Annotated in this window: 21 protein-coding genes and 1 pseudogene; 9 read left to right on the top strand and 13 right to left on the bottom strand. The window is 61.0% G+C overall.

What is annotated here, in order from left to right; translation table 11 throughout:
- Window positions 1-2: 2 nt before the first annotated feature.
- The 8 genes from NKH83_RS24590 to NKH83_RS24555 form a co-directional block, all read right to left on the bottom strand.
- The gene (locus tag NKH83_RS24590) at window positions 3-695 is read right to left on the bottom strand and encodes an amino acid ABC transporter permease (RefSeq protein ID WP_352807926.1); all 693 of its coding nucleotides are present in this window, start codon (window positions 693-695) and stop codon (window positions 3-5) included.
- An 18-nt stretch (window positions 696-713) separates the two neighbouring features.
- A complete protein-coding gene (locus NKH83_RS24585) occupies window positions 714-1,430 on the bottom strand; it encodes an amino acid ABC transporter permease (protein WP_352807925.1) in 717 nt (238 codons plus the stop codon).
- A gap of 68 nt (window positions 1,431-1,498) precedes the next feature.
- On the bottom strand, window positions 1,499-2,326 hold the full coding sequence (locus NKH83_RS24580) for a transporter substrate-binding domain-containing protein (RefSeq protein WP_352807924.1): 828 nt from the start codon (window positions 2,324-2,326) through the stop codon (window positions 1,499-1,501).
- Window positions 2,327-2,352: 26 nt separating this feature from the next.
- Window positions 2,353-3,093, bottom strand: a complete 741-nt coding sequence (locus NKH83_RS24575) for an amino acid ABC transporter ATP-binding protein (RefSeq protein ID WP_352807923.1) — start codon at window positions 3,091-3,093, stop codon at window positions 2,353-2,355.
- Between the two features lie 57 nt (window positions 3,094-3,150).
- Window positions 3,151-3,714 carry a peroxidase-related enzyme gene (locus NKH83_RS24570; RefSeq protein ID WP_352807922.1) on the bottom strand — a complete coding sequence of 188 codons (564 nt, stop codon included), beginning with the start codon at window positions 3,712-3,714 and terminating at the stop codon, window positions 3,151-3,153.
- Window positions 3,711-4,196: a CMD domain-containing protein gene (locus tag NKH83_RS24565; RefSeq protein ID WP_352807921.1), complete on the bottom strand. Its 486-nt coding sequence runs from the start codon at window positions 4,194-4,196 to the stop codon at window positions 3,711-3,713. The genes NKH83_RS24570 and NKH83_RS24565 overlap by 4 nt, the downstream gene beginning before the upstream one ends.
- Entirely contained in the window at window positions 4,190-5,659 is a 1,470-nt protein-coding gene (locus NKH83_RS24560) for an NAD(P)-binding domain-containing protein (RefSeq protein WP_352807920.1), read from the bottom strand. The genes NKH83_RS24565 and NKH83_RS24560 overlap by 7 nt, the downstream gene beginning before the upstream one ends.
- Window positions 5,656-6,627 carry a LysR family transcriptional regulator gene (locus tag NKH83_RS24555; protein WP_352718488.1) on the bottom strand — a complete coding sequence of 324 codons (972 nt, stop codon included), beginning with the start codon at window positions 6,625-6,627 and terminating at the stop codon, window positions 5,656-5,658. Before NKH83_RS24555 ends, NKH83_RS24560 begins: the two co-directional genes overlap by 4 nt.
- A gap of 317 nt (window positions 6,628-6,944) precedes the next feature.
- Here NKH83_RS24555 and NKH83_RS24550 point away from each other — a divergent pair, with 317 nt between their 5' ends.
- Both NKH83_RS24550 and NKH83_RS24545 read left to right on the top strand, forming a co-directional pair.
- Entirely contained in the window at window positions 6,945-8,015 is a 1,071-nt protein-coding gene (locus tag NKH83_RS24550; RefSeq protein ID WP_352807919.1) for an NAD/NADP octopine/nopaline dehydrogenase family protein, read from the top strand.
- Window positions 8,016-8,367: 352 nt separating this feature from the next.
- Window positions 8,368-8,910, top strand: a complete 543-nt coding sequence (locus NKH83_RS24545; protein WP_156937472.1) for a hypothetical protein — start codon at window positions 8,368-8,370, stop codon at window positions 8,908-8,910.
- On the opposite strand, the gene NKH83_RS24540 is transcribed toward NKH83_RS24545, so the two are convergent.
- From NKH83_RS24540 to NKH83_RS24530, 3 genes are all read right to left on the bottom strand, one after another.
- Window positions 8,857-10,158 (bottom strand): MFS transporter, encoded by a 1,302-nt coding sequence (locus NKH83_RS24540; protein WP_502895616.1) that lies wholly within the window; start codon window positions 10,156-10,158, stop codon window positions 8,857-8,859. The two genes, NKH83_RS24545 and NKH83_RS24540, sit on opposite strands and share 54 nt — an antisense overlap.
- An 81-nt stretch (window positions 10,159-10,239) precedes the next feature.
- The gene (gene chrA, locus NKH83_RS24535; RefSeq protein WP_352718481.1) at window positions 10,240-11,649 is read right to left on the bottom strand and encodes a chromate efflux transporter; all 1,410 of its coding nucleotides are present in this window, start codon (window positions 11,647-11,649) and stop codon (window positions 10,240-10,242) included.
- Between the two features lie 9 nt (window positions 11,650-11,658).
- Window positions 11,659-12,636 (bottom strand): chromate resistance protein ChrB domain-containing protein, encoded by a 978-nt coding sequence (locus NKH83_RS24530; protein ID WP_023680166.1) that lies wholly within the window; start codon window positions 12,634-12,636, stop codon window positions 11,659-11,661.
- A gap of 125 nt (window positions 12,637-12,761) precedes the next feature.
- Between NKH83_RS24530 and NKH83_RS24525 the strand changes: the two genes are divergently transcribed.
- The 7 genes and pseudogenes from NKH83_RS24525 (at window position 12,762) to NKH83_RS24495 (ending at window position 17,968) form a co-directional block, all read left to right on the top strand.
- Complete coding sequence (locus NKH83_RS24525; protein WP_023680167.1) at window positions 12,762-13,232, top strand: chromate resistance protein ChrB domain-containing protein; 471 nt, start codon at window positions 12,762-12,764, stop codon at window positions 13,230-13,232.
- A 64-nt stretch (window positions 13,233-13,296) separates the two neighbouring features.
- Complete coding sequence (locus NKH83_RS24520; RefSeq protein ID WP_352807918.1) at window positions 13,297-14,172, top strand: DUF1259 domain-containing protein; 876 nt, start codon at window positions 13,297-13,299, stop codon at window positions 14,170-14,172.
- A 44-nt stretch (window positions 14,173-14,216) separates the two neighbouring features.
- A pseudogene (locus tag NKH83_RS24515) lies at window positions 14,217-14,384 on the top strand (hypothetical protein); the annotation flags it as partial.
- Between the two features lie 31 nt (window positions 14,385-14,415).
- Window positions 14,416-14,985, top strand: coding sequence for an ATP-binding cassette domain-containing protein (locus NKH83_RS24510; protein ID WP_352807917.1), 570 nt, complete (start codon window positions 14,416-14,418; stop codon window positions 14,983-14,985).
- Window positions 14,972-15,817: an ABC transporter permease gene (locus NKH83_RS24505; RefSeq protein ID WP_352807916.1), complete on the top strand. Its 846-nt coding sequence runs from the start codon at window positions 14,972-14,974 to the stop codon at window positions 15,815-15,817. The genes NKH83_RS24510 and NKH83_RS24505 overlap by 14 nt, the downstream gene beginning before the upstream one ends.
- On the top strand, window positions 15,763-17,037 hold the full coding sequence (locus tag NKH83_RS24500) for a hypothetical protein (protein WP_352807915.1): 1,275 nt from the start codon (window positions 15,763-15,765) through the stop codon (window positions 17,035-17,037). The genes NKH83_RS24505 and NKH83_RS24500 overlap by 55 nt, the downstream gene beginning before the upstream one ends.
- Window positions 17,038-17,296: 259 nt before the next feature.
- A complete protein-coding gene (locus NKH83_RS24495; RefSeq protein ID WP_352807914.1) occupies window positions 17,297-17,968 on the top strand; it encodes a sulfite exporter TauE/SafE family protein in 672 nt (223 codons plus the stop codon).
- A gap of 216 nt (window positions 17,969-18,184) precedes the next feature.
- Here the strand turns inward: NKH83_RS24495 and NKH83_RS24490 are convergent, their stop codons facing one another.
- Entirely contained in the window at window positions 18,185-18,619 is a 435-nt protein-coding gene (locus NKH83_RS24490; protein ID WP_023680173.1) for a YqaA family protein, read from the bottom strand.
- A gap of 24 nt (window positions 18,620-18,643) precedes the next feature.
- Window positions 18,644-19,981 (bottom strand): cation diffusion facilitator family transporter, encoded by a 1,338-nt coding sequence (locus NKH83_RS24485; protein ID WP_352718472.1) that lies wholly within the window; start codon window positions 19,979-19,981, stop codon window positions 18,644-18,646.
- Window position 19,982: the final 1 nt, after the last annotated feature.

The following is a 19,982-nucleotide window of genomic DNA, read 5'->3' as shown; positions in this document are numbered from 1 at the left end:
GGTCAGGTCCGCACCCTCAGCGCCTGCTCCAGCCTGTCGGCAATCTGGGTGACGATATAGGCAATCACCATGTAGATCACGACGGCAATCACGAAGGCTTCGAGGTAGTAGTAGTTCAGCGCGGCGGTCAACTGGGGCTGGGCGAAGATGTCGACAACCTCGATGGCGAATCCGAGAGAAAGCGCCTTCATGATGACCATCATCGAGGTTGTGAGGTCGGGAATTGCCGTGAGGGCCACCTGGGGAAATAGGATACGTCGGAACAGTTGGCCGCCCGTATAGCCCAGCGAATGGGCTGCGTCCGACTGACCGGTGTCGAACGCATTCAGGGCTCCCTTGATAATCTCCGATTGGAACGCGGCGACACAGCCGGTAATCGCAACTACAAGGATGACCCAATTGGGGGTTTCGTGGGCGTTGAAGTTGATCCCCAGCAATGAGACCAGGAACTGGAATGCGGGCGGCAGACCGAAATAGGCGAGGAAAATCACGATAACCATCGGAACGCCCTTGAAGACAATCTTGTAAGTCATGATGAGCTCTCGCAGCACCGGCACCCGTCTGTATTCGATAAGCGCGAATATGCTGCCGACGATCGTCGACAGGACGAAGATCATGAGCGCCATTCCAATTGTCATGGGTACGGCACTCAAAATTTCCTGCGTGTCCTGGAGCAAAATATCGGTATCGAACATGGTTTAATACCCTTTAGGTCAGACGCTGGCGACGGCCGCATTCTTGATCGGAGTTGTTGTCGTCGCCTCAGGCGCTTGCATCGGCGATCGAAGCTCGAAGAAGCGCACGATGAGCCATGCGACCAGGCACATCAGCGAATAGATGACCGCCAGGACGAGGTAGGTTTCGAACTGGAACTGGTTGTAGTCGCGCTCCATGATCAGATGCGCAGTCGCCATCACGTCGGCCGCCCCGATGTACATGACCAGCGCAACGTTATGGATCAGGTAGATGATGGCGTTTCCATAGCCCGGCAATGCGAAGTGCACCGCTTGCGGGCCGACTACGCGGGTGATCTTCTGTCGGAAGGTATATCCCAGACTGTCGGCCGCATCATGCTGGCCGCGATCGACGGCCAGGTATGCAGGTCGCATGACTTCCGACAGATACCCTCCATGATAGAGGCTCAGCCCCACCATCGCAGCGATCGTTGCAGAAATAAAATCCTCGGCGCCGAACAGGATCACCAACAGCGGAAGCCCATAAAACGCGACGAACAACTGCAGTACGACAGGAACACTCCGGGCATAGGACACGTAGAGGTCCACCAGGTGACTGATGACTGGCACCCTGCGGACCCGGAGGGTTGTCGCGATGAGAGCCAGGCAGAACCCGGAAATGAGGGCTGTAAACGTGATGGCGAGCGTCAGCGGCAGTGCCGAGAGCAACTCGGGAATCATAGCAGATACATCCACTTTGAAACGCTCCTTCTTGCAATTCAGCCTTGCCGCTGACTAGCGAATATGGGTCGTCGACGGCCGTGCTATTTCATGTACTGGACGATGCCCTCGCCGAACCACTTCTGCGACAGCTTTTCGATCGTGCCGTCGTCTTTCAATTCCTTGAGAACCTTGTTCACATCGTCGGCCAGAACCTTGTTCTCGTCAGATCGATGGATCAGCATGTAGGTGTTGTTGCTGAACACTGGTTCGGACGCCACGATATCGAGTTTCTTTTGCTCGATGACGGTCTGCTCACCGAGATTCGACGGCAGGACGAGAGCGTCGAACTTGCCGTTCTGAACTTCGTCCAGCCGGTTCGGGTAGGGGATACCGGCACTCGATGCCGTGACTTCGAGCTTGTATTGCGGGTTTTCTTTCTGCCAGTTCATGATGAACTTGTAGGTTCCGCCGCCGGCCGTGGTCGGAACGATCCTCTTGCCGACCAGATCTTTCATTTCCTTGATGCCGCTGCCCTTTTTGCTGTAGATCTTCATCAGGCTGGCGCCCATGGGATTTTCCGGAATGAGGAACTGCTTGGAGCGCTCGGGCGACTTGTAGTAGCCACCGACCGCGATGTCGTACTTGCCCGTGGCCAGGCCGGTTTCCTGGGCAATGTCGGAGACGCCTTCCATTTCGAACTTGTACTGCGGCAGCTTTGCGTTGATCGCCTTCAGAAGATCGGGCTCATAGCCTTGCGGCTCGACGCCGATCGCGCCCCATGCCAGCGGCTTGGATTCGGCAGACGTGGCGATCTTGATCGTCCGAACGGTCTGACCATGGCTGATCCCCGCTGTTGCAAGGGCAATTGCGATGCCGCCAGCGATGGCCAGGGCATAGCGGCGGGACAAGCTGGATGTGATTGCAGACATTTCTTAGGTTCCCTTCTTGTTGAGAGCTATTGAAAAGCGAGTTCCGACTGCAGGAATTGAGCAAGTCGTGGGCTGGACGGTGCATCGAAGATTTCAGCCGGGCTGCCGTCGGCGGCAACCACGCCACGATCCATGAAGACGATCCGGTTGGAGATGTTCTTTGCGAATTGCATCTCGTGGGTCACAAGCAGCGAGGTGATCCCTGACGAGGTGACATCCTTGATCACCTTTAGAACTTCACCGACGAGCTCGGGATCCAGCGATGACGTAGGCTCATCGAAGAGTATCACGTCGGGGCGAACCGCCAAGGCGCGCGCGATGCCGGTGCGCTGGAGCTGGCCGCCCGACAGTTGGGAGGGATAGCTGTCTCGCTTCGGGGTGAGGCCGACCCGCTCGAGCTCCCGCAAGGCGATCTCCCGCGCCTCATCCGCGGACTTGCGCTGCACGACGACCAGGGGATCCATCACGTTCTGCAGGACGGTCATGTTCTTGAAGACGTTGAATTGCTGAAAGACCATCGCCGTTCGCAAGCGGATCGCCTGGACAGCTGTTTTGTCGGCGCGCTGGTAATCCATCCGAATCTGATCGAACGCGATGGTTCCTGAGGACGGCTTGGCCAGGTAGTTGATGCATTTCAGCAACGTGGTCTTGCCAGTGCCGCTGGGGCCGATGATCGACACCACGTCACCCCGCTTTACCGAGAGATTGACGCCGTTCAGAACCTGCGTGCTTCCGTAAGACAGCTTTACATCTTTGAGTTCAAGCATTGCTGGTTGGCCCTTCGGAAAGTGTGAGACGGACTGCTTTGACCGCATGCGACATCATCACCCGCTCTCCGCATGGCCCAGAACGTGCATCAGCCGGTTTGCCCAGCCGAAGATCGATATGGCGTGGATCAGGTCGATGATCTCGCGGTCGTCCATGCCGACCGATCGAAGCGCGGCGATATCGTCTGCCGTCGCTTCCGACGGTGCCGCCGACAGGCGGCGGGCAAAGCTGTAGATTGCCGCATCGCGTGGGCCGAGCGCTTCAGGTTTGTCGAGATACAGCGCGGTGACCACTTTGTCGCTCTTGGTCAGCTCTGCATGCCTGCGGGCGTGAACGACGGCACAGAATTTGCAGCCATTGACTATCGAGGCACCCAATGCACCAAGTTCGCGGTCGGGACGGGCAAGCCCGCCCTCGACATACATGATCGCGTTGAACAAAACGGTACGCGCAAGATAGCTCTCTGGATCATGCGCAAGGGTGCGCACATATTCCGAAACTTTCTTGGCCGATGGCGTGACCTTCATCGCTTCAAGCTGTTCCGGCGTGGCCTCGGATAGCTCGACCGGCGCGATATATGGCTGCCAGTTCAGCGGCTTCAGACGAACCGCGGAGATCATTTCGACCTCATCAGGCGCAAGCCGGTCGCCACCCGTGTCTGGAAGTTGACAAAAGCAATCAGTTCGGAGAGCGCGACGATCTGAGGCTTGTTCAATCCGGCTTGGGCGAGCAGGGCAATGTCGCTCGCCTCCGCCTTTTTCGGTGTCAGCGTTATCAGGTCCACATGACGTGCGATGGTCGCCAATGGTTCCTCCAGATCCGTTTCGCCCCGAGCCATTGCCCGGAGTTTCTCTGTCGGATCGAGCTGAGCCAGTTGCACATCATATTCGGCCACCAGGACGGGATCGGCATTCAGGGCGGCCATGCGACGGGCAAGAGCAACCCTCAAATTGGGCGCCAGCCCTTGGTCGTTTGCTGGGTGCAGCACCGAGAGGCGACATTCTTCTGCCCCTCGCACGAATTCCGGCCGAAATCGCCGTGCGGCGAAAAGGGTATCATCCGGTGAAAGGCCGGCAGCCTTGTCCATCGCGTCGATCACCACGCGGCCTCCTTCTGCAGCAAGGGAGTTGAATCGACCCATTCGTCGCCCAGGAGTTCGGGCGTGTCGTAAGCGATCAGATTGGCGAAGTGGGTTTCGACATCTTCGGCAAACAGCGATGCGGCAATGCCGCGGACGAGACGGTCGGCCCCGGCGCTGACGGCCGGGATGTCGCCGGAGACCTTGCCATGGGTCAGCATCGCGGCGTCGTTGAAGCAGTGGATATGCGCCAGCATCGGGCAGGAGCCGGGGACGCGTTCGCGAAACTCGAAGGCCGGACCGAGATCCGGCGCGTCCGACATGCCTGCACGAGCCGGCCCCATATCCGGCCTATATCGGCCATCCGACCAGGTGCGGATATGTGGGGCGATCGCCGCAAATTCCGGGCGGCCGCTGAAGTCATTTGAGAAGCCGGTTGCCGCGATCAGGAAGTCGTAGCGCATCGGCCCCTGCGTTGTTTCCACCAGCAGGGTCCCTGTCTCCTCCCTCACCGCAACTATGCCGCAGTCGAGAAGGAACCGAGCATTCGAATGGCGAGACACGCGAAGTGTCGATGAACGCGGCGGCGGTGTCTGGGTCGAGGCGGTATAATCGAAGAATTTCCACTTCCAGGCATCGGGCAAGTGATGCATGCCGAGTACAACACCCGGGCTGCCAATGCCGGTCAGCTTGTTGATGCGCGGCATTTCCTTGCGACGGATCAACATGTCGACACAGCCGGCTCCCGCCTCGAGTGCCGTTGCGGCATTATCCATGGAAGAGGCGCCGGCGCCGATCACCGCCACACGCTTGCCTTTCAGCGCATCGAAATCGATTTTGTCGGCAGAATGGGCCCAATAGGCGCGATCGACGCCGCTGAGGAAATCGGGCACGGCAAAACCGCCCAACCCGGACCGACCGGTGGCCAGAACGAGGCGACGGGTGAGAACCCGGCCGGTTTCCGCGCCTTCGATATCGATCGCAATCAGATCTCCAACGGGCGCCAGTCCGGTCATGCGCACGCTGTTGCGCACCGGCAGGCCAAGAACCTTGCGGTACCAGACCAGGTAGTCCATCCACTGGCCCTTGGGGATTTTGTCCAGCGACCGCCAGGCCTCAACGCCCCATTGTGCCGTGAACCAGGCGCGGAACGTCAATTGCGGCAGGCCGAGCGACGGACCGTGCAGGGTTTTCGGCGACCGGAGCGTTTGCATGCGGGCAAACGTTACCCATGGTCCTTCGAGCCCGGCCGGAGCCGCATCATAGGCCACGACATTGGTTATCCCGGTCAGCACCAGCTTTGCCGTGGCAGCAAGTCCGCACATGCCGGCGCCGATCACCACGACATCACGGACAGGAACACCATCGTGCGAACGCGCGGGAACCCATGGCTTGGCGGGCAGTTCGAGAAAGTCGAGATCTTGCGCGAGCTGTGCTTCGAGCGCAGCAAGACCTGTCGGCGTTGGCGCGGCGGGGGTATGCTTCATATTCCCGTTCCGTGATTTGTGCCGGATGCAGGATCGCTCACCAATTGGCCAGCGAGGGTCGGATCTAGCTTCTTGAAGCCGACGATCGACCGTTCAGCCACCGCCTCGACCGCATCCATCAACGCCTGCGCGACTGGACGAAGGGGACGTTTTTCGGCAGCCACAACCCCCCAATAAAAGAGAACGGTCGCGTCAATCGGGCGGATGGCGACCCCAGGCAAGGCCACGCCATAGGCGGTGAGGGGATCAATGACAGCGGCAACGCCGGTCCGGCGCACGAGCTGCAACGCGCCATAGGCAGTATTCGTCCGGATCACTGGCCCGGTGTCGATGCCCCTGGCGGCCAATGCCTTGGAGACGTGCAGTTGGAAACGCAGCGGGTTGAGCAACGTAGCGACGCGACGGCCGGCAAAGGCCGAAAGCGGTATGACACCAAGTTCTGCCAGCGGATCATCCTCCCGCACGGCAGCAACATCGGGCGCCGAATAGAGCCGCAGGACATCCAGACCGGGCGTATCGAGCGGCAGGCTTGAAAAGCCGATCTCGGCACGACCGCTGCGTACTTCCTGGGCGACGGTGGAAGGAAGAAACTGTCCGAGATGTGTCTCGTGCGGAAGCTCGATACCCTTGAGCTCGGCCATGGCCGTCGGAATTAGGCCAGTGCCGATCGCAGAGGTTGTGACGATCTGCAGGATCCGACCCCGGCCGGCGGCGATCATCTTGGCCCGCGCGGCAAGCTCGGTGAAGGACATCAGCAGTCGCCGCGCCTCCTCTTCGAAAGCTACACCCTCTTCAGATAGCTGCACCCGGCGACCGACACGGTGCAGCAATTCGAAGCCGAGCTCCGCCTCGAGGTCCTGAATGGTGCGTGTCACCGAAGGCTGGGAACAGCCGAGCATCTCGGCAGCCTTGGTGATGCTGCCGTTGGCGGCAACGGCAAGAAAGGCCTGGAGATCTCGTGTTTCCATTTACGCCTGCATGCGCATTGTGTATGAGTAAGATCGTCTCATGCAGATTTGATATATGTCAAGGCGGAAATGAAATATGGCCGGAGGCGCGTGATTCGCCGTACGGTCGGAATAATTCGCAAGCCCACAGAGCGTCGTCGGCCGTCTCGGCCATGTGGCTCGAACGCGTTCCAGCTGAACCCCGTGGATGACGATTTCATGGGTAGCCAGGCTCTAGGAAGCGATGGGTTTGGATCGAGCTGTGCCTGCCTGTTGGCTGTGCATGCAATGGCGTTCGCCGCGCTGCGATCCATTAGGACTGGAACAGGAGAAATCCTATGCGCGTGAGTATTCTGGGGGCCGGCGCAATTGCTTACGGCCTTGCTGCCCACCTGGCGGAGGCGGGGCACGATCCAATGCTTTGGTCGCCGTCGGGAGAGCGCACCAAGGCGCTGGCCACCGGCGAATCGCTAACGGCCACGGGTGCTGTCGAGGTAACGGTCTCGGTGCGTATCGCCAAGGATTGTAAAGAGGCTATTGCCACTGCAGACGTTGTGATGATCGCGATGCCGGCTAATGGGCACAAGAAAGTGATGGATGCTGCCGCTCCTTATCTGAGGGAGGGAACGCCGGTAATCATCAGCTCGCACAGTTCCTTCGGAGCGCTGTATCTCTCCAGGCAGTTGGCGCAACGCAAGGTTAGTCTGCCGATCGTCGTCTGGGGCACAACGCTGGTGACAGGGCGTCAGTCCGGGCCGACAGAAGTCCATGTCGCCAGTGTTCGCCAGAAGCTCGATGTTGCGACCCTGCCTTTCGAGGCGATGGACCAAGGGTTCGAGCTTTGCACGACCTTGTTCGGCGATCGTTTCGTCAAGCGCGACGGCATGCTTGCTATCGCGCTCAGCAACCTCAATCCGCAGAACCATCTCGGGATCGCTCTTCTCAATCTCACACGCCGGGAGAAGGGAGAACAATGGAGCCAGGCCGGAAATGTCAGGCCGGCTGTCGGTCGCGTTATCGAGGCTCTGGATGCGGAACGATTGGCGATCGCCGCCCGTTTTGGAATTGCCGTGCGCACAGTTGAAGAGCATTTTTCATTGTCGTTTCACGTCCCCATGGCCACCGTTTCGGAAATGAACCAGGAGATGGATCGCCAAAGCCGCGGCGGCTTCGGCCCGTCAACCATCGAAAGCCGCTATATTCTCGAGGACGTTCCGTTCGGGCTGCTGCCGACCGTTTTGTTGGGGAAGATCAGCGGAAATTCAGCGATTCTCCATGAATCTGGAATTGCCATATTCTCGGCGGCTTACGGTCGCGATCTTAAGGGAGATAATGATATTCTTCCCGCGCTGGGCTTCGAGGGAATGGCAAAAGCGGACCTCGAAAACCTTTGCCGTAAGGGATTTTAACAAGTTTCCACAGTGGACTGGGACATAGGCCAAGTGCCCGAAAAACCACCGGGGCTGGTTGCCGGCGAGCACGACATGCAGGTTCCTCGGCGAGCGCCGGGAGATGTCTCCAGGAACTCAGCACGAGATCAAATGGTCCCGCCCGGCGGTGTGAGTGGGTCTGTAGCAGGGTCCGTCATCGAAACCCAGTGCGGCATGGTTCCGTCAGTTGCCAGATGCCTGAACATTGCATCAACTGCGCAGGCGCTTCGCGCCTCCATCAAGCCATGCAGGCGCCGACAGTCCGGAACAACGAGTGTCGTAGCCCGTTCAGGATAAGTGGTTCGTCCACAATCAGCTACGCGAGATAGACATGTTCCGATTTCTAGCGTTGGCAGGGACCATCTTGGGTCTGACGATCTCGCCGGCGCAGGCCGCCAGTGATGCGGATCAGGCTGTCGAACAATTTCACCGTACCTGTCTGGCCGAGGGTCCCAATTTCGAGCGCATGATAGAGACCGCGCACGAACGCAGGTGGACACTTATTGCCGAAGCAGGCTTCGCCGAACTCGCGCCAATCGCTAATCCAACCTCAGTGGAGGCATGGCTGGTGGCCGAAGCGGAGGAAGGATTGCCAGCAGGAACCATCATCGGCACCACCAAGGCAACGATGAGCGGCAAACCGGTGCAGACGTGTACGCTGGCATTTCCCGATATCGATCATGAGGCATTTCGGAAGAGTTTCTTCACCCGTACGGATGCCGAGAAGATTGCCGAAGATCGCGATACGGAGGAGTTCTCGCGTCTCTACATCCTTATTGCCGGCGGACGTAAGCAATTTGTCCGGCTGGTGGTCCTGCCTTCAACGCCACCAGGAAACCCGCGCGTCGTTGCCAGTTCGATCATCGCCGACTGACATGTCATTCCTCCCGCCCCCGTGCTCCTCTGGAGGGCGAACACTGCGAAATGTCGCGAGCAGCAGAAGGTCGTAGATAATTTTCAGCCCACCGGCGATGATCAGGGGCCAGCCGAAGCTGGAGACGGCAAGGAGAGCCCCTGCGAGGACTGGACTGGCGGCCGCCGCGAGGCTGCGCGGGACGGCGGTGATGCTCGCCGCGGCAGCCCGCTCTTCGGGCGTCACCACGGCCATGACGTACGATGTGCGGGTCGGCACGTCCATCTGCGACAGCGCGCTTCTAATCAGCAGAAGAACGATAGCCGGAGCGACGCTCGGCATGAACGGGATGAGCACCAGACAGAGGCTCGACGGAAGGTGCGTAAACACCATCGTGTTTATGAGTCCGATCTGCTGGGAAATTCGCACAGCGACCAAATAGGACGCAGCCGAAAGGACACCCGTCCAGAAAAAGATTGCGCCGGTCGCGGCGAGCGACAGGCCGAACCGTTGAAAGAGCCAGAGGGCCAACAACGACTGGACGACGAAGCCGCCTGCGAAAGCATCGAGGCTGAAGAGTGCGGCGAGCGTTAGAACGATGGAGCGAGACCTGCGCAATGGCTGTGCCGACACTCTGTTTGCGTCAGGCGCGTCACTCGGCAGCCGCCGATAGAGGAGCACCGCCGCCAACCCAAGCGAGGCATAAAGTAGAAAAGCTGCCTGGAGGGCCTGTTTCATTTCCAGACCGATGGCGTCGCGGAGAAAGTCGGGCGCTCCGGCGGCCAGCGCCCCGACGGCGCCGGCGAGGGAGCCGATGAGGCTGTACCGCGCAAAGAGCGCCGTGCGGCCGCGGTCGGTGACGTTCTGAGCAAGCTGCGCATGTTCGAGCGGTAGAAACACGCTGACGTCCCCTGAAGATGGGTTCAGCGTGCCGACGAATGCGATGAGAAGCAGCGGCCAGAAGTCGTGAACTGCAGCGAAGACGATCCCCGTGGCTATCATCAGGACAGCCGCTGCGGTCAGCAGGGCACGACGGGAGAAGCGATGCGCGACGATCCCAACGGCCAGGGTGAGGACGGCTGAACCGGCGAGCGTCGCCGTCGACAGGGTTCCGATCTCGAAGGCGTCGAAGCCGAGCGTGGCCAAATAGGCGGGAAGCAGGATGCTGACCAGACCGTCACCGAACGCCCGCAGTCCCCTTGATATCAGCAGGTTCGCAGCAGTCGGCTCAGCACCGGCGGGAAGGAGCCTGAAGCGCCGCTTCGGAATAGCTTTGCGCAAGCCGTGCACGAGCCGCTGTAACGTCAACGATGCCTCCTTACCCCTGGTAAGCGGCGCTGGCTGCACGGCTTAGATCGCTCCTGTCGCCATCCCGTAGAGCAGCCCGAGGATCGAACAGCCGGCGAGCACCGGGAGCATGCCGATCTTGAAGCGAAACACCGCTAGCAGCGCACCCAATGTCAGGACGAGCGACGCGATGTTGACGGAGCTGGGCACGGGCACATCGAATGTCATGCCGAACCCTTTGACCTCGCGCAGTGCTCCAAACAGGACGTGAAGCGCGAACCACACCGCCAGGTTCAGGATCACGCCCACCACGGCCGCCGTGATGGTCGCCAGCGCGGCGGACAAGGCCTTGTTGCTGCGCAGAGTTTCCACAAATGGCGCACCAACAAATATCCACAGGAAGCAAGGCGTGAAGGTGACCCAGGTGGTGAGCAGGCCGCCCAGCGTTCCGGCGAGCAGTGGATTAAGCGATCCCGGCGCCCGGAACGCGCCCATGAAGCCGACGAACTGGGTCACCATGATCAAGGGGCCAGGCGTCGTCTCCGCCATGCCGAGGCCGTCCAGCATCTCGCCAGGCTTCAGCCACCCATAGGTATCGACAGCCTGCTGCGCCACGTAAGCAAGGACGGCGTAGGCGCCTCCGAAGGTCACGACCGCCATCTTCGAGAAAAAGACCGCGATATCGGCGAAGACATTGCCGGACCCGAACAGCACGAAAAGGCCGAGGACAGGTGCCAGCCATAGCACCAGAAACACACCTCCGATCTTCAACGACCAGCTGACCGGCGGGCGAGCATGGGCAGGAATGCCTTCGCCGAGCGCCGATTCCGCGTCGGCGACCTGCTTGCCGCCGACCTTGCCATGGCCGTTGCCCGCCATGAACGCTGTCAGCCCGGCCCGCCCGCCGACGTACCCGATCACTCCGGCCGTCAGGACAATGAGCGGGAACGGGAGATGGAACAGGAAGAGCCCGATAAAGGCGGCGGCGGCGAGGCCTATCATGACCTTGTTCTTGAGCGCTCGCTTGCCGACCCGGATAACCGCCTCGAGCACGATGGCGAGGACGGCGGCCTTCAGACCGAAGAAAAGCGCCTGCACCGCGCCGACATTGCCTAAAATCGCATAGATCCAGCTCAGCGCCATGATGGCGAGGACGCCCGGCAGTACGAACAGCGTGCCGGCCACGAGCCCGCCTCGGGTTTTATGCAGGAGCCACCCGATGTAGACGGCGAGCTGCTGGGCCTCCGGTCCTGGCAGGAGCATGCAGTAGTTCAGCGCATGCAGGAACCGCGTCTCGCCGATCCAGCGCTTCTCCTCAACGAGGATGCGATGCATTACCGCGATCTGGCCGGCCGGGCCACCAAAACTCAATGCAGCGACTCGCGCCCAGACCCGCACTGCTTCGCGGAAGGGGATGGCATGCGAAGGTTCATCCCCCAGCGCATTCGGATGGACGGCATGGACGCTGGTCATTGGTTCCCCTCACCCGCGCTTCTGGCGGAAATACTGGTAGAGATTGTCGAAGACCGGGCCGCCCTGCCCGATCCGCTGCTCGTCGCCCTTATTCGTCATGGCGATGCCCGCGATTAGGCTGGCAATGCCCGTCGTCTCGTCGCGCCCGAACTTGCCGTCCTTGAGGTCAATATCATGGACGATCTCGGCGATGGCCTGCAGCGCCGGGTCGTCAAGCCCGGCCCGGGTGAGCAGCACCTCGAAGCTGCAGCGGTCGCCCTCATGGGTGATCTCACCGTCAAACATATCAAAGCGCAGCTCTCCCGGTTTTGCCGCATAGCTCTTGCCCGGGACGAAGCGGATGACGGCGTCTGGATCAATGAAGCGGCGGATTAGCCAGCTGCAGGCCATCCGGTCGACGTGCACGTCGCGGCGTGTCACCCAGATCCGGCCCTTGAGGTCAGTAATCGGCTCAGTCGCCTTTGACTCCTCGGTCATGGGCCGGTCCTCCACGAGATGCGTCTCGAGCTCGCCGAGCAAACCCTCGACCGCGAGGCGACCTGTGGCGCCGAAGAAGTCGATCGTGTCCACCTCGGCGAGCCGCTTGCGTATTCGGCCGAGCTGCGACCGTGTCTCCGCACGCTTTTCCGGCGTGGCGTTCGCGCCGATCTCGGTGGCGAGACCACGCGCTTCCTTGGCGATCTCCGCATAGTCGGCATCACGCGCCGCATCGAAGAGCGCTTGGACCTCGGCATCCGACAATCCGTCGACGAGACGCGCCTCGCATACCATCGCCTCGCCACCACCCGCGACGATCTCCTTCAGGAGCCACTCGAAATCCTCCTGCGTCTCGGCATTGGCCGGCAGTGCATAGACGGTGCTTTTTACCGCGACCGCGCCGATGCCTTGCAGCCGCCGCCAGATCTTCACCCGGAAATAGGCCGGCTTGCTCGGCAGCCGATGGATAAGGAGCAGCCAGCGCTGTTCCGTCGTTTCCCCCTCACTCATAAGTGAACCGTATCACGTGCACAAATAAATGCAACACTTGTATCATTTCATATTCGGGCGTAGCCTTGACCTCCTTATGGCAGTGGGCCGCCTGGGCTTGTTGCCAAAACAAGGGAGACAAGGCCGTGAAATGGGTTACCCGCGAACGTCCGGTCATCGACCGCATTGCCTGCCCCTGGCTGATCGCCCGCTTCATCGACAAGGAGTCCGAATTCCTGTTCGTGCCACCCGATCAGGTGATCCGTGTTGCCCAGGAAACGGGCGCCACACCGTACGACGTGCCGGGCGTCGAATTCACGCATGTCGGCGACGGCTGCAGTTTCGACACCTTCGTCTCGAAATACGGCCTCGAGCGCGATCCAGCCATCGTGACGATCGCTTCGATCGTTCGCGGCGCCGACACGGATCGGCACGATCTTACTCCACAGTCGGCGGGGCTGCTTGCGATCTCCATGGGGCTCAGGGACGTGACGCCCGATGACCAGGAAGTGCTCAAGCACGGCTTCGTCATCTACGACGCGCTCTATGCCTGGGCTTCGCGCCGCAAGGCGGAAACGCATAGTTGGCCACCTGCCATGAAACCGGCCGTGGCTTGAAAAGCTGGGCGATGGGGGCAGATCAAGGAGAACTCCCATGCGTGCAAAACTCGTGAGCGGCGCGATGCTGATCGCGGTCTCGGCGCTGCTGGAACCAGCATCGGCGGCATCCAATTGGCAGACAGTCGCGCAAACACTGGGCAAAGCCGGAACGGAAATGCCTGGCGGCGTCTACCGGGTCGGGTTGCCACGAACGGACCTGAAGGTTTCGCTCGACGGTGTGGCCCTTCAGCCCGGCTTTGCGCTCGGAGGCTGGGTCGCGTTCGAACCCATGGGAAACCAGACTATGGTCATGGGCGACATCGTTCTAACCCAGGACGAGCTGAACCCGGTCATGAAGAAGCTTGAAGAAGGTGGGATCGAGATAACTGCGGTGCACAACCACTTGTTGCGCGCCGAACCGATGACACTCTACATGCACGTCTTCGGCCAGGGTGACCCCGTCACGCTCGCCACAGCGCTTCATTCCGGTTTGGCGCTGACAAAGACGCCGATGGAGAATGCCGCGTCCGGTGCGTCACAATCGCAAGCATCCACGCAGCAGATCGAGTTCGACACAGCGGCCGTCGACCGGGCTATTGGTTACAAAGGAAAGGCCAATGGCGGCGTCTACCAGTTCAGTATCCCGCGCGCCGAACCGGTCAAGGAGAACGGGATGGACGTGCCGGCTGCCTTGGGCACGGCCATAGCGATCAACTTCCAATCGACCGACGGCGACAAAGCAGCGATCACGGGTGATTTTGTGCTGATCGCCAAGGAGGTCAATCCGGTTATCAAGGCCATACAAGACAACGGCATCGAGATCACGGCGTTGCATAGCCACATGCTCGATGAGCAGCCCCGGCTCTTCTTCATGCATTTCTGGGCGAACGACGATGCGCAGAAGCTGGCGAAAGGCCTGCGCGCAGCCCTCGACAAGGTCGCCGTCAAGAAGAGCTAAATATTGGGCCTCCGCGCGATCGCACGCAGGGAGGGAATCAGCCGATGTTGATGCGAAGCCGGATGTCTGACAAGGCGCAAATCGCTACACGGCAAGAGGGAGGATATGCCCTTCAGGTCGGTGCGTTGACCAAGCGCTATGGCGAGCAAACCGCGTTGGCGGATGTTGCCTTCAACGAGGGGGCCGGCGAAGTTCTCGGTCTTATCGGGCCGAACGGCGCCGGCAAGACTACGCTGTTGGCTGTTGGAAGCGATCGCCGGGCTTCTTCCGGCCGACTCGGGAAGGATTCTCCGGCACGGCGCCTCTCTGCCGCCTGCATCGCGCCGCAGGTCGATCTTCTTCCTTCCCGACGGCCTGCAGCCCTGGCGCGACCAGTACGTCGAACATGTTCTTGCGTTCTTCGCTGATGTCTACCGGACATCGCACCTCGACGTCGCGGAGACAGTCGGGGCCGTCGGACTTGCACCGGTGTTAATCAAGCGCGTGTCTGAATTGTCCAAGGGGTATGCCCGTCGACTGATGCTGGCGCTTGCCCTGATCACGCCGCATCCCGTGCTGCTGATGGACGAGCCCTTTGACGGCTTCGACTTACGACAGACCCGCGAGATCATGAGCGTGCTTCGCAAGGTCGCGGCGCAGGGGCGCAGCCTCGTCCTCGCGATACACCAACTGCTCGATGCCGAGCGCATGTGCGACCGTTTCGTCTTGCTCGCGGACGGCCGCGTGCGCGGCATCGGATCCCTGAGCGACCTGCGGGCGCGTGCGGGAATTTCGTCCGGTGGGTTGGAGGAGGTTTTCCTTGCGCTCACCTGAGGCAGCCGTACCGCTCGGCGCTCCCTTCGGCCCCTTGCTGGCCAAGGAGCTGCGGGAAATGGCGAGCGGCCGGCCGCTCTGGACAATGCTGCTGATGCTCTGCCCTCTCATCGGCTTCAGCTTCTTTCAGGCCGTGTCGCTCTACGGCGAAACGAGCGCTACTGCCCTCACCTCGCCTGGGCTCGCGAGCGCACTATCCCCGCTGGACGGCGTACTGGTTCCGACGTTCGGCGGCTTCTACGTCGCCGTTACGCTGCTGTTTCCCTTTGTTGCCATACGCGTGCTCGGCAACGAAAAGGAGTCCGGCGCCTTGCGGCTCCTGATCCAGCTGCCCTATCGACCGCCGACTTTGATTGGCGCCAAGCTGGTCGCCGTCTTCGCAGCTTGGCTCATTGCCAGTATCCCTGCGCCCTCTGCGCTCGCGATTTGGGAGTTCATGGGTGGACATCTGTTCGTCGCCGAGACCCTGAATGTTGTTCTCGGACATCTCCGCTACGGCCTGTTGGTCGGCGCCATCGCGTTATTCGCAGCTGCGCTTACCGAGAGCGCGGCAACCGCGGCGATTGTCACACTCGGCTTCACACTCGGTCGTGGGTCACCGACTTCGCGGCGGCCAGCCAACCCGACCTCCTTGGCTGGTCGTCGCGGCTGTCGCTCACGCAAACGCTGCACACCTTTGAGCTCGGATTGTTGTCGCTCAGTCTGGTCGTCGGGGTGCTTGCGGCGATTCTTGGATTTGCCGCACTCGCTGCCATGTGGCTCCCCATGGGTGCTACCGTGCGCATCAAGCTTGTCCGTTCGCTCATCTGCCTCGTGGCGACCTGTCTTGTGATGGTCGCGGCTACCCAGATCAGATGGTCCGCCGATGCGACCGAGGACCGACGGAACTCTTTCTCGCTTGCCGACCAACAGGCCCTGGCGCAACTCAGCGATCAGTTGACCGTCACCGTTCACCTGGCGCCCGAAGACCCCCGGTACGCCGATTTGCGAACAAGCGTCCTATCGAAGCTCGAGCGGGTCATTCCACGGATTGTCATCCGTTTTGCAGGCGACCAGCAGAGTGTTGTCGGCAGCGCAAGCGATGAGTCGTATGGCGAAGTCGAGTACAGCTATGGCGGCCGGTCGGCCGTCAGTCGATCGACCGGCACCGAGGAGGTACTGCCGCTCCTTTATGGGCTCGCAAATGTACCTCTGCCCGTGCCGGCGACCGGGGCCGGCGATTATCCCGGCTATCCGCTCGTCGCGGCTCCGTGGATCGCGCTTCCCTGGTTCCTCGGCGGCCTGCCGCTGCTCGTCTGGGTTGCTTGGTGGCGGAGCCGCCGCGCACCGGCCATCAAATACACTTCAAGCCAGAAGGAGATCAGCCGTGGACATCTTACATCGCCTCAAGACAATTGCCGCGGCAGGTGTCGGCTTGGTGGCCTTGCTGCTGCCGAGGAAGTTGGCACAGATTCGAAGGCGATGCCCGGCGTGGTAGGCATTTGGCGGATCGAAATGGAAGCCGACAACAACGTGTTGGCCGTCGACGGGCGCCAATGGAAGGAGGGACAAACTTCCGCTGGTCTCGCAGACAAGGCGCGGGCGCTCTATGAGGAGCGGTACGCCGAGTTTCTCGACCGCGTCCAGGCTTATGCATACTTCCCCTACGCAGTCTTTGAACGCACGCCAGATTTCCGCGATGGAGAGATCGCCGTCCGTTTCGAGGGCATCAGCGGCCGCATCGACCAGGGTGCTGGGATATTGTTCAACCTTAAGCCCAATGGCGACTATCTCACGATTCGCGCCAACCCTCTGGAGAACAACCTTGTGTTGTGGAAGTTCGAGAAAGGCAAACGCTCGTCGGTGACCTGGGTCAAGAACACCCCGACCCCAACCCATGAATGGCACGACCTGAAGGTGCGCATCGCCGGCACCAAGGTCGAAGGCTATGTCGACGGCAAGCTCTACCTCCAGGACACGCTGCCTGAGCCGGTGAGCGGGCGTGTTGGCTTGTGGTCGAAGGCCGACAGTCACGTGTATTTTGATGACTTCACCGTAACTCCGGCTGGTTAAGCGGTCCGCTTTCAACCAGTTTTCAAATGTATCGGCGGTACGGTGCGCCGGAGTCCGGTCTTCCGGGCGCCCGCGTTTGGCCCGGTAATGGGTGATTATTTCCTGGCTTTTGCGAATCGATGCGTTCGGAACGATCGAAGGCCCGCTTCGTTCTGATCGGATGGACTGGATTAGACTAGGCCTCCTGGCGTTGGCGGGGTTCTCACCTGGACACTGAACACCCTATCGGCCGGAGGCGGAGGTCTATTGCTGATAGGCCGTGACTTTCATCACAGGCAGCGCCGCGGTTGCGCCGGTCATCACCTTGACCGAACTTATCGGCAATCCCATCCGCGCCCTGGCCTTTTGGCACGACATAGATTGGAGCTTGGTCCGTTGGTACCTGCCGGGCGCCATCGCCGGTGCCGCTGCGGGCTCCTGGCTCTTCGCCAACAGTCGGGCGGAATGGCTCCAGATACTCATAGGAATCTATCTGATCGGTGCAGTCTGGGAATTTCGCGGCGGGGCGCGCGAGCGGAGCTACCGAGCCCGGCGCTGGTGGTTCCTCCCGGCCGGCCTGATCGTCGCGCTGTTGTCGGCGCTGATGGGCACGGTGGGACCCGTCCTGAATTCGCTCTATCTGAACTACGGTTCGGAGAAGGAGACGTTGGTCGCCACGAAATCGGTGAACTCGTTTGTGACCGATGTCGTCAAGATCGCGGTATTCACTGGACTTGGCGCGCTCGGTGGTCAGGCGGCCGTATACGGCGTAGCCGCGGGTTTGGGCGCCGCGCTTGCCAATCTGCTGGCCAAGCGCTGGCTCGAACGCCTGAGTGGACGACAATTCCGCGGCCTTGTGGTCGCGCTCATGGCTGTCAGTGGAGCGCTGATGATATGGAACCAGCACAGCTTCGTTGTGCAGGCCTGGCGCGCGGCCACAAGAATGTCTTGACAATGTCGATGTTGGCTAGAGCGCCGCGGCGTAGCTTGGTTGACCGGTCGCGCGATACGCAGAAGCTGGCGAAAGGCCTGCGCGCGGCCCTCAACAAGGTCGCTGTCAAAAAGAGCTGGGCTTCCCGTCCGCCTAAATTAAATCAGACGGGGCTCTTCGGCTGGTTCCTTTGAACCCGTCGACCTAACCAGCTCAGCTTGGAGAAGATTCGCGACGTCAGATGACGCTCAGTGTCACGGCCGCAAGAACAAGATAACGGCCGGCCTTGGCGGCAGTGACCAACAAAAGGAAAACCCGAAAAGGCTCGCGCAGGACGCCCGCGACGACGGTCAGCGGATCACCGACAACCGGCAGCCAACTCAGCAGGAGCGACCATTTCCCATAGCTGCGATACCAGTCTTGCGCGCGTTCCAGTTGCGCTTGGTTCATCGGAAACCACCGCCGATCCCGAAAGCGCTCGATGCCTCGCCCGAGCAGCCAGTTGATCACCGATCCAAGCACATTGCCGACGCTGGCCACCGCGATGAGCAGCCAGGGCGAATAATCCGCAAGCAAGAGGCCGACCAGCACTGCTTCTGATTGCATCGGCAAGATCGTCGCGGCGATCAAGGCCGCCAGGAACAGACCAGCATAGGCCGCGAGATCGGTCATTGAACCGGATATCCGCCAGTCGATCTAATGATGGTGACCTTCGGGTTCGACCATCTTGAACGGCAGCACCTGTTCGCGATCTTTCGCGGTCAGCACCAGACTTGCCTGGAACTCATGCGGTTCGGCAGGGGCGACGGTGCTCTCAAGCCGATGATGGTTGTCGGCGACGGGTTCGAGGCGAAGCGTCTCCGGCCCATTGGGTCGGTCGATGATCACCGTGGCTGTAAAATCATCGGTGTGCCGTTCTATGGTCAGCCGCATCCGCTCGCCGGCCGCCGTGTCGACGATTTCCAACGTCCCCGCAGCCAGATCGCAGGCGACTTTGAAGGGCTCCGGCGCATGATGGTGAGCATGAGAGGCTTCCGCGCCAGTGACGGCCAGCCCGGCTGGGCTCACCAGGCGGACATTGGCTTCCGCCAACGCCGGCAAGTGGGCGAACAGCTCCTCCTTGAGGGCTTCGGTTACGCCCAGCACGTCCTTGGCCGTCGCCATCTCCGGAACACTGATGGCCACGTCGGCATGCAGACGATGTCCGATCCAGCGTGCCTGCACGCTTTCAACGCGCCCGATGCCCGACACGTGTTCGGCGGCATGATGGATTTCATCGACGATGGCGGGCTCGACTCCGTCGAGCATGCGGGTCAACACGGCTTTCGACGACTGCCAGACGATGGCGAAGATCGCCACGGTGATCAGCAGCCCGACGATCGGATCGGCAAGCGGAAAGCCCAGCCAGACGCCGATAGCGCCCAGGACAACCGCCAGGCTGGTAAAGCCGTCGGTGCGGGCATGGTAGCCGTCCGCGATCAGCGCAGCGCTGTTGATCTCTCGCCCGACGCGGATACGAAATACGGCGACCGCTTCATTGCCGATGAAGCCGATGAGGCCGGCGATGGCGACCCAGCCAAGAAACGTGATGGGACGCGGATTGATCAGCCGGTCGATCGCCTCGTAGCCGGCGACGATGGCACTGAAGAGGATGATGAGAACGATGACGATCCCGGCCAGATCCTCGACCCGGCCCAGGCCGTAGGTGAACGTCTTGCTCGGTTTGCGGCGGGCCAGCACGAACGCGATCCACAGCGGAATGGCAGTGGCCGCGTCGCCGACATTGTGGATCGTGTCGGCCAGCAGCGCCACGCTGCCGGAGAGGAACACAACCACAAGCTGGAGCGCTGCCGTGATGGCCAGAACGACGAATGACCATTTGATCGCCCAGATGCCGCGCGTCGTCGTGGCGATCGTCGGATCTATGACACCGTGTGTGTGGCCATGGCCGCCATCACCGTGATCATGTCCGTTCCCCCCCATGCCATGCGTCATCGGGCCAAACCCAAACCAATCGCGAACTTTGTCCATCATG

The organism is Mesorhizobium sp. M0909 (assembly GCF_040319515.1).
In the GTDB taxonomy this organism is placed as follows: domain Bacteria; phylum Pseudomonadota; class Alphaproteobacteria; order Rhizobiales; family Rhizobiaceae; genus Mesorhizobium.
The sequence above is the reverse complement of the archived record's forward strand: the minus strand, read 5'-3'. Positions and strand labels throughout refer to the sequence as shown.

What these genes read in the sequence shown, in the direction of transcription:
- NKH83_RS24590 (WP_352807926.1), bottom strand. Translation starts at nt 695, where the DNA reads ATGTTCGATACCGATATTTTGCTCCAGGACACGCAGGAAATTTTGAGT.
- NKH83_RS24580 (WP_352807924.1), bottom strand. Translation starts at nt 2,326, where the DNA reads ATGTCTGCAATCACATCCAGCTTGTCCCGCCGCTATGCCCTGGCCATC.
- NKH83_RS24575 (WP_352807923.1), bottom strand. Translation starts at nt 3,093, where the DNA reads ATGCTTGAACTCAAAGATGTAAAGCTGTCTTACGGAAGCACGCAGGTT.
- NKH83_RS24570 (WP_352807922.1), bottom strand. Translation starts at nt 3,714, where the DNA reads ATGATCTCCGCGGTTCGTCTGAAGCCGCTGAACTGGCAGCCATATATC.
- NKH83_RS24560 (WP_352807920.1), bottom strand. Translation starts at nt 5,659, where the DNA reads ATGAAGCATACCCCCGCCGCGCCAACGCCGACAGGTCTTGCTGCGCTC.
- NKH83_RS24555 (WP_352718488.1), bottom strand. Translation starts at nt 6,627, where the DNA reads ATGGAAACACGAGATCTCCAGGCCTTTCTTGCCGTTGCCGCCAACGGC.
- NKH83_RS24550 (WP_352807919.1), top strand. Translation starts at nt 6,945, where the DNA reads ATGCGCGTGAGTATTCTGGGGGCCGGCGCAATTGCTTACGGCCTTGCT.
- NKH83_RS24545 (WP_156937472.1), top strand. Translation starts at nt 8,368, where the DNA reads ATGTTCCGATTTCTAGCGTTGGCAGGGACCATCTTGGGTCTGACGATC.
- chrA (WP_352718481.1), bottom strand. Translation starts at nt 11,649, where the DNA reads ATGACCAGCGTCCATGCCGTCCATCCGAATGCGCTGGGGGATGAACCT.
- NKH83_RS24530 (WP_023680166.1), bottom strand. Translation starts at nt 12,636, where the DNA reads ATGAGTGAGGGGGAAACGACGGAACAGCGCTGGCTGCTCCTTATCCAT.
- NKH83_RS24520 (WP_352807918.1), top strand. Translation starts at nt 13,297, where the DNA reads ATGCTGATCGCGGTCTCGGCGCTGCTGGAACCAGCATCGGCGGCATCC.
- NKH83_RS24490 (WP_023680173.1), bottom strand. Translation starts at nt 18,619, where the DNA reads ATGACCGATCTCGCGGCCTATGCTGGTCTGTTCCTGGCGGCCTTGATC.
- NKH83_RS24485 (WP_352718472.1), bottom strand. Translation starts at nt 19,981, where the DNA reads ATGATGGACAAAGTTCGCGATTGGTTTGGGTTTGGCCCGATGACGCAT.